The sequence below is a fragment of the Phenylobacterium sp. genome, assembly GCF_030651755.1.
Taxonomy (GTDB): domain Bacteria; phylum Pseudomonadota; class Alphaproteobacteria; order Caulobacterales; family Caulobacteraceae; genus Phenylobacterium.
On the sequence record NZ_JAUSBZ010000027.1, the window covers coordinates 1 to 6,200 of the forward strand.

A 6,200-nucleotide genomic window follows, 5' to 3' on the forward strand; every position below is an offset into this window, starting at 1 on the left:
AAAAAGAGAATAAGACAGCTCCGGGGAGGGGCAGGGATGATCCACACAGTACTGGCCGCCGGTGCGGCCAGCTTCACCGTCGCGCAGGCCCCGCCTGCGCCGGCGCCCCCTCTCGTGCTTGCAGCGCCGAGCGCCGAACGCGGGGTGATCGCCTATCCGCCCAGCGCCTTCGCCGAGGCCGCCCCCGACACCGCCTATGACATGGTGCTGCGCCTCCCGGGCTTCGCTTTCGACAAGGGCGCCGCGGTTCGCGGCCTGGCGGGATCCGGCGGCAATGTGCTGATCGATGGACAGCCGCCGGTCTCCAAAAACGACGCCCTGGACGAACTCCTCAAGCGCATTCCGGCCTCGGCTGTGGCTCGGATCGAACTGATCCGCGGCGGCGCGCCGGGGATCGACATGCAGGGTCGTTCCGTGATCGCCAATGTGGTCCGCGCGCGGGCCAGCGGCGCCCAGGGCGCGGTGATGGCTTCCGCCAATTTCATCAATGACGGCCGGGTGCTGACCAGTGTCCGGGCCGAAAGTCAGGCCGAGTGGCTCGGCCGCCGGTTCGAGGCGTCCCTGGTCTACGGCAAGGGGCCCGACGACACCCTCGGGGACGGGCCGCGGGTTCGGTTTGGCCCCAATGGAGAGGTGCTGATCCGCTCCTTGGTGGACGCCGACGCCGGGGGCCTGCGGGCCTGGACCACGGGCGCGATGGAGAGCCCCCTGGCCGGGGGCCGGCTCCGGGTGAATGGCGCCTATATGCGCACCCCTGCCAGCGCCGAGATCACCGATCGCCTGAGCGGCGGCGGCCGGGAGTACGAGTACTTCACAAATGTGCGGGTCCAGAAGGAGCTGGGGGGACGCTACAGCCGCAACCTGGGTCCAGCCACCACGCTGGAGGCGGTGGCCTTCCAGCAGTGGAATGATGTGGAGACCCGCGCTGACTTCGAAGCGCCTGGCCTGCGTCGCGACTTCGACCTCGACAAGGCGGTCACCGAAACGGTGGGCCGCCTGACCCTGCGACGGACCCTGAGCCCCGTCTTGAGCTTGGAGCTTGGCGGTGAAGGGGCGCTCAATCGGCTCGAAAGCCGTACCGCCTTCACCCTCAACGGTCGGGCTGTTCCGCTGCCGGCCGCCGATGTCGTGGTCGAGGAGACCCGCAACGAGGTCTTTGGCGCCGTCACCTGGCGGGCGCGGCCTGGGCTGACGGCGGAGGCCGGGCTCAGGCGCGAAACCTCGTCGATTTCCTCCACCGGTGATGTGAACCTGGAGAAGTCCCTGGCCTTCACCAAACCGCGCCTGTCCCTGGCCTGGTCGGCCGGGGGCGGCCGGCAGCTGCGCCTGCGGGTGGAGCGGGAGGTGGGGCAGCTCAATTTCGACGACTTCGTCGCCTCGTCATCGGCGGTCAGCACCGGCGCGGTGCTGGCGGGAAATCCCGACCTTCGCCCCCAGCAGGCCTGGGTGAGCGAGGCGGCGTTTGAGCAGCGGTGGTCGAATGGTGTGGTTCTGGTGGCGACGCTTCGGATGTCGGATCTGGCTGACGTGATCGACCGGGCGCCGATCTTTGTCCAAGGGGTCGCCGTGGCGGACGCTCCGGGCAATCTGGGCGACGGCGCCCGGCGCGAGGCGGTGGTCAACCTGACCCTGCCGCTCGATCGGATGGGCCTGCGCGGGGGGCAGCTGAAAGGGCAGGGGACGTGGCGGGAGACGGAGGTCGTTGATCCGCTGACAGGCGAGACCCGCGAAATCTCCGGGCAGCGGCCGGTGGAATGGGAGGCCCATTTCACGCAGGATCTGCCGGCCCTGCGGATCAATCTGGGGATGGATGTTCTGGGGGGCTACCGGGAGCGTTATTTCCGGCTGAGTGAGGTGGAGACCCGCAAGGCGGGCATCTGGGTGGTGGCGTTCGGCGAGTACAAGCCCCGCCGCGATCTGATCCTGAGGGTGGAACTGCAGAACCTCGGCGCGCGCAATGTTCAGCGCATTCGCGAGGTCTATGTCGGGCCGCGGTCTGACGAGCAACTGGCCTATGTCGATGTGCGCGATCTGGAGTACGGACGGGCGATCTTTGTGCGCCTGCGAAAGACGTTCGGATAACGGGCGCGCCCCGCATGTGGGGACTCGGTCTGACCTATCGCTTCCGATAGGCCGCCAGCTGATTGACGCCCCGTCCTGTCGGCTCGGGATGGGCGTCTGACACTGCGTCAATCCGCCGCCTCCGGGCGAGCCGCAGCTTCTCCGCAAGGTTAAGCTGCCGTTAGGTGTGTCAGCGCATTTACTGACCAACTGGCCGGCCACCTGACTAGGTGTACCGGTGATATGCGGAATCCGGACGCTCAGCATGAAGAAGCCCACTGAAATCCAAGAGCGGCTGGATTTTATCGGCCTGGACGCATCGTCCATCGAACGGCTGCGAGGGCTCCGCGGCTTCGTGGCTCAGGCTGTCGGCCCAGCCCTGGACATCTTCTACGGCAAGATCCGCAAGACCCCGCAGGTCCAGAAGTTCTTCAAGAGTGACAGCCACATGTCGGGCGCCCAGTCCCGGCAGGCCGACCACTGGCGGATCATCGCCGAGGGGCAATTTGGTGAAGACTACGTCACCGGCGTTCGCACCATTGGTGAAACCCACGCCCGGCTGGGGTTGGAGCCCCAATGGTACATTGGCGGTTACGCCCTGGTCCTGGAGCAACTGATCCACGCCGCGGTCGCCAAACATTGGCCGACCCTGACCCGGCGCACCCGCCCCCAGGAGACGGCCGAGACGGTCTCTGTCCTGGTCAAGGCGACCCTGCTGGACATGGACTTGGCGATCTCGATCTATCTTGAGGCTCTGGAGACTGAACGACTGAAGTCCGAGGCGGCCCGCCAGCAGGTCGAGGAACAACAGGCCGTGGCCATGGCCGCCCTTACCGCCGCCCTGCGCCGTCTGGCTGACGGCGATCTGACCGGCCGACTCGATGCCGATCTCTCGTCGCAGTTCGATGGTGTGAAGGCCGACTTCAACGCTGCGGTGAGCAAACTGGCCGAGGCCATGGGGCAGGTCGCAGAATCCTCCGGCGGCATTCGTTCCGGGGCCGACGAGATCGGCATGGCGTCCGACGACCTGTCCCGTCGCACCGAACAGCAGGCTGCAAGCCTGGAAGAGACCGCCGCAGCCCTGCACGAATTGACCGAGAGCGTCCGTAAGGCGGCCTCAGGCGCCCGGGAAGCCTCGGGCATGGTCGGCGCCGCCAAGGGCGAGGCTGTCCACTCCGGCGAGGTCGTCGACCGTGCGGTCGCGGCCATGGGCCAGATCGATGTCTCCTCCAAGGAGATTGGCCAGATTATCGGTGTGATCGACGAAATCGCCTTCCAGACCAACCTCCTGGCGCTGAACGCCGGGGTCGAGGCCGCCCGCGCCGGTGAGGCGGGCCGCGGCTTCGCGGTGGTCGCCTCTGAGGTCCGGGCGTTGGCCCAGCGGTCGTCGGAGGCCGCCAAGCAGATCCGCAACCTGATCACCCAGAGCGCGACCCAGGTGGAGTCCGGCGTCAGCCTTGTGGCTGAAACAGGTGAGGCCCTGCGCCGGATCGTCGAGCGGGTGGTGGAGATCGACCGCAGCGTGGCCGAGATCGCCGGCTCAGCCGAGGAACAGGCCCGTGCGCTGGGTGAGGTGAACGCCGCGGTCAACCAGATGGACCATGTGACCCAGCAGAACGCCGCCATGGTCGAGGAAACCACCGCTGCGGCCCACTCCTTGCGTCGGGAGACCGATCAGCTGAACAGTCTGGTGGGGCGCTTCGTGATCGAGACCGCGGGCGGTTCCGGGCGTTACCGCTCGGCGGCCTGAACCGTCGGGGCCACCCGCCACACCGCGCCGCCAGCGTCATCGGTGACCAGCAGGGCGCCGCGGAGGTCGACGGCGACGTCCACCGGACGCCCCATGGCCTGATCACGGTCATTCAGGAAGCCGGTCAGGAAGGCCTCAGGCTCGCCCTGCGGCATGCCGCCGACAAACGGCACGAAGACCACGCGGTACCCGCTCAGCGGCTTGCGGTTCCAGGATCCATGCTGGCCGACAAAGACCCCGCCCTGATAGCGCGTCGGGAAGGCCTGGCCCGTATAGAAGGTGAGGCCCAGGGACGCGGTGTGGGGACCCAGGGCGTAGTCCGGGCGGATGGCCTGGGCCACCAGGTCGGGCCTCTGAGGCTGAACCCGGGTATCGACCGTGTCGCCGAAGTAGGAATAGGGCCAGCCATAGAAGCCGCCCTCCTGCACCCGGGTCATGTAGTCGGGCACGAGATCATCGCCCAGCATGTCGCGCTCGTTCACCGCGGTCCAAAGGGCGCCTGTGACCGGCTCATAGGCCATGCCATTGGGGTTGCGGAGGCCAGACGCATAGAGACGCGAGGTCCTGGCCACCGGATCGACCTCCAGGATCGCCGCCCGGTTCTCCTCGGCCTCCAGACCATTCTCGGCGATGTTGGAGTTGGAGCCGGAGGTGACGAACAGCCGCCCCCCGTCGGGACGCGCAATGACATTCTTGACCCAGTGATGGTTCAGGGGGCCGGCCGGCAGACCGACGACGGTCTCGGGAATACCCTCCATCCGGAGCTGGCCGTCTCGATAGGGCGTGGCGACCAGGGCGTCCGTATTGGCGATGTAGAGCGTCTGCCCCACCAGAGCCATGCCCTGGGGCCGGTTCAGCCCTGAAGCGAACACTTCGCGGATTTCGGCGACGCCATCGCCGTCAGCGTCTCGCAACAGCATGATGCGGTTGGGGCTTGGCTTCAGGGCGCCGGCGAAGGCCTGCACCCGCTGGCCGATCCGGTCCATGAGTCCTTCTGGCGGTTTGGGCTCTGAACTGGCCTCGGACACCAGGACGTCCCCGTTGGGCAGGACCAGCAGCCAACGGGGATGGATCAGATCTCCGGCGAAACGGGTCACGACGAAGCCATCAGGCGCCACGGGCGCAGCGCCCGTGGGCCAGCCGACCGCCTTGGCTGGATTGACCCGTGGCAGCAGGCTCTTCTCCGGGGCGGGGATGGTCGGATCGGCGCCGAAGCCGACAAACGGCTCTTCCGATCCCGCCGTACAGCTGGAGAGCAGCACGGCTCCGATGGCGAAAACGAGATAGGGGCGCATGGCAGGCTCCAGCTTGCGGGCTGAGCGAACCTTGGTCCTAGAGCTCGGCCGGGTCCAGAGCCCATTCCGACGATCGATGAACCTTGGGCGGCGGGGCCATGAGCGGCCTTTTGTCCCAGCGCCCGCCGGTCAGCCGATCTTGTTGTCGGAGTCGTCCATGAGGATGCGGACGGCGTCCCCGGCAGGGTCATCATATTGGCCGCTTCTCAGGGTCCACCAAAAGGCGCCCAGGCCCGCCAGGCCCAGAGCCACAGAGATCGGGGCGAGGATCAGAATGATGCCCATCAGGCCTTACCAGCTCCGTGCATGCGCAGGGCGTTCAGCGTCACCACAAGGGACGACCCGGACATGGCCAGGGCCGCGATCAGCGGATTGACGAAGCCGAGCATGGCCAGCGGGATGGCGCCCAGATTGTAGACCGCCGAGAAACCAAAATTCTCAAGCGCCCGGCTTCGGGCGGCGCGAGCCACCCGTATCGAGTCGGCCACGGCTCCGAGGGCCTCCCCAGAGAAGACCAGATCCGCCGCGTTCTGGCTGGCGTCCAGGGCGGCGCCCGGGGCCATGGCCGCATGGGCCTTGGCCAGGGCGGCGGTGTCATTGAGTCCGTCGCCCACCATCAGCACCTTGCGCCCCTGGGCGGTCAGCGCATCGATGGCTGCGGCCTTGTCCTGCGGCGTCAATCCCGACCGCCAGTGGTTGATGTCGAGGGTCTGGGCGGCCCGCGCCACCGGACCTTCCAGGTCGCCCGACAGGATCTCGACACTCAAGCCCAGGGCGCGGAGCTCGGCGATGGTCTGGGCGGCGTCAGGACGTAGCTGATCGGAGAACCGGAAGCGGACGCAGGTGTCCCCCTCATAGGCGAACCACAGCTCGGTCTCCCCGACACGGACGCCCTCCAGCCCGACGAAACTCGCCCGGCCTAGCCGCGCGCGGCGACCATCAATCAGGCCTTCGACGCCTTGACCGGCGGTTTCGACCACGTCGGTCGCCCGAGGTCCGGGGCCGGCCTCGGCCGCCAGGGCGCGGGCCAAGGGGTGGGCCGAGGCGCGGGCCAGCGGCGCGGCCAGGGCCAGGGTCTGGGCTGGCGCCTCGAT

Annotated in this window: 5 protein-coding genes; 2 read left to right on the forward strand and 3 right to left on the reverse strand. The window is 67.8% G+C overall.

Translation table 11 applies throughout. The annotated features are described in order from the left end of the window. The first annotated feature begins 36 nt into the window (after positions 1-36). Both Q7V15_RS02290 and Q7V15_RS02295 read left to right on the forward strand, forming a co-directional pair. Entirely contained in the window at positions 37-2,082 is a 2,046-nt protein-coding gene (locus Q7V15_RS02290) for a TonB-dependent siderophore receptor (RefSeq protein WP_304753504.1), read from the forward strand. A gap of 244 nt (positions 2,083-2,326) precedes the next feature. Beyond that, positions 2,327-3,811 (forward strand): globin-coupled sensor protein, encoded by a 1,485-nt coding sequence (locus tag Q7V15_RS02295; RefSeq protein ID WP_304753507.1) that lies wholly within the window; start codon positions 2,327-2,329, stop codon positions 3,809-3,811. On the opposite strand, the gene Q7V15_RS02300 is transcribed toward Q7V15_RS02295, so the two are convergent. The 3 genes from Q7V15_RS02300 to Q7V15_RS02310 all read right to left on the reverse strand — a co-directional run. After that, positions 3,793-5,106 carry a sorbosone dehydrogenase family protein gene (locus tag Q7V15_RS02300; RefSeq protein ID WP_304753509.1) on the reverse strand — a complete coding sequence of 438 codons (1,314 nt, stop codon included), beginning with the start codon at positions 5,104-5,106 and terminating at the stop codon, positions 3,793-3,795. The genes Q7V15_RS02295 and Q7V15_RS02300 overlap by 19 nt on opposite strands. 129 nt (positions 5,107-5,235) lie before the next feature. After that, positions 5,236-5,391: a cbb3-type cytochrome oxidase assembly protein CcoS gene (ccoS, locus tag Q7V15_RS02305; RefSeq protein ID WP_304753510.1), complete on the reverse strand. Its 156-nt coding sequence runs from the start codon at positions 5,389-5,391 to the stop codon at positions 5,236-5,238. Then, on the reverse strand, positions 5,391-6,200 hold an 810-nt coding region (locus Q7V15_RS02310; RefSeq protein ID WP_304753511.1), incomplete at its 5' end, for an HAD-IC family P-type ATPase. The genes Q7V15_RS02310 and ccoS, both read right to left, overlap by 1 nt.

Excerpts from the sequence above, each read along its gene's own strand:
- Q7V15_RS02295 (WP_304753507.1), top strand. The coding sequence starts at position 2,327 with ATGAAGAAGCCCACTGAAATCCAAGAGCGGCTGGATTTTATCGGCCTG.
- Q7V15_RS02290 (WP_304753504.1), top strand. The coding sequence starts at position 37 with ATGATCCACACAGTACTGGCCGCCGGTGCGGCCAGCTTCACCGTCGCG.
- Q7V15_RS02300 (WP_304753509.1), bottom strand. The coding sequence starts at position 5,106 with ATGCGCCCCTATCTCGTTTTCGCCATCGGAGCCGTGCTGCTCTCCAGC.
- ccoS (WP_304753510.1), bottom strand. The coding sequence starts at position 5,391 with ATGGGCATCATTCTGATCCTCGCCCCGATCTCTGTGGCTCTGGGCCTG.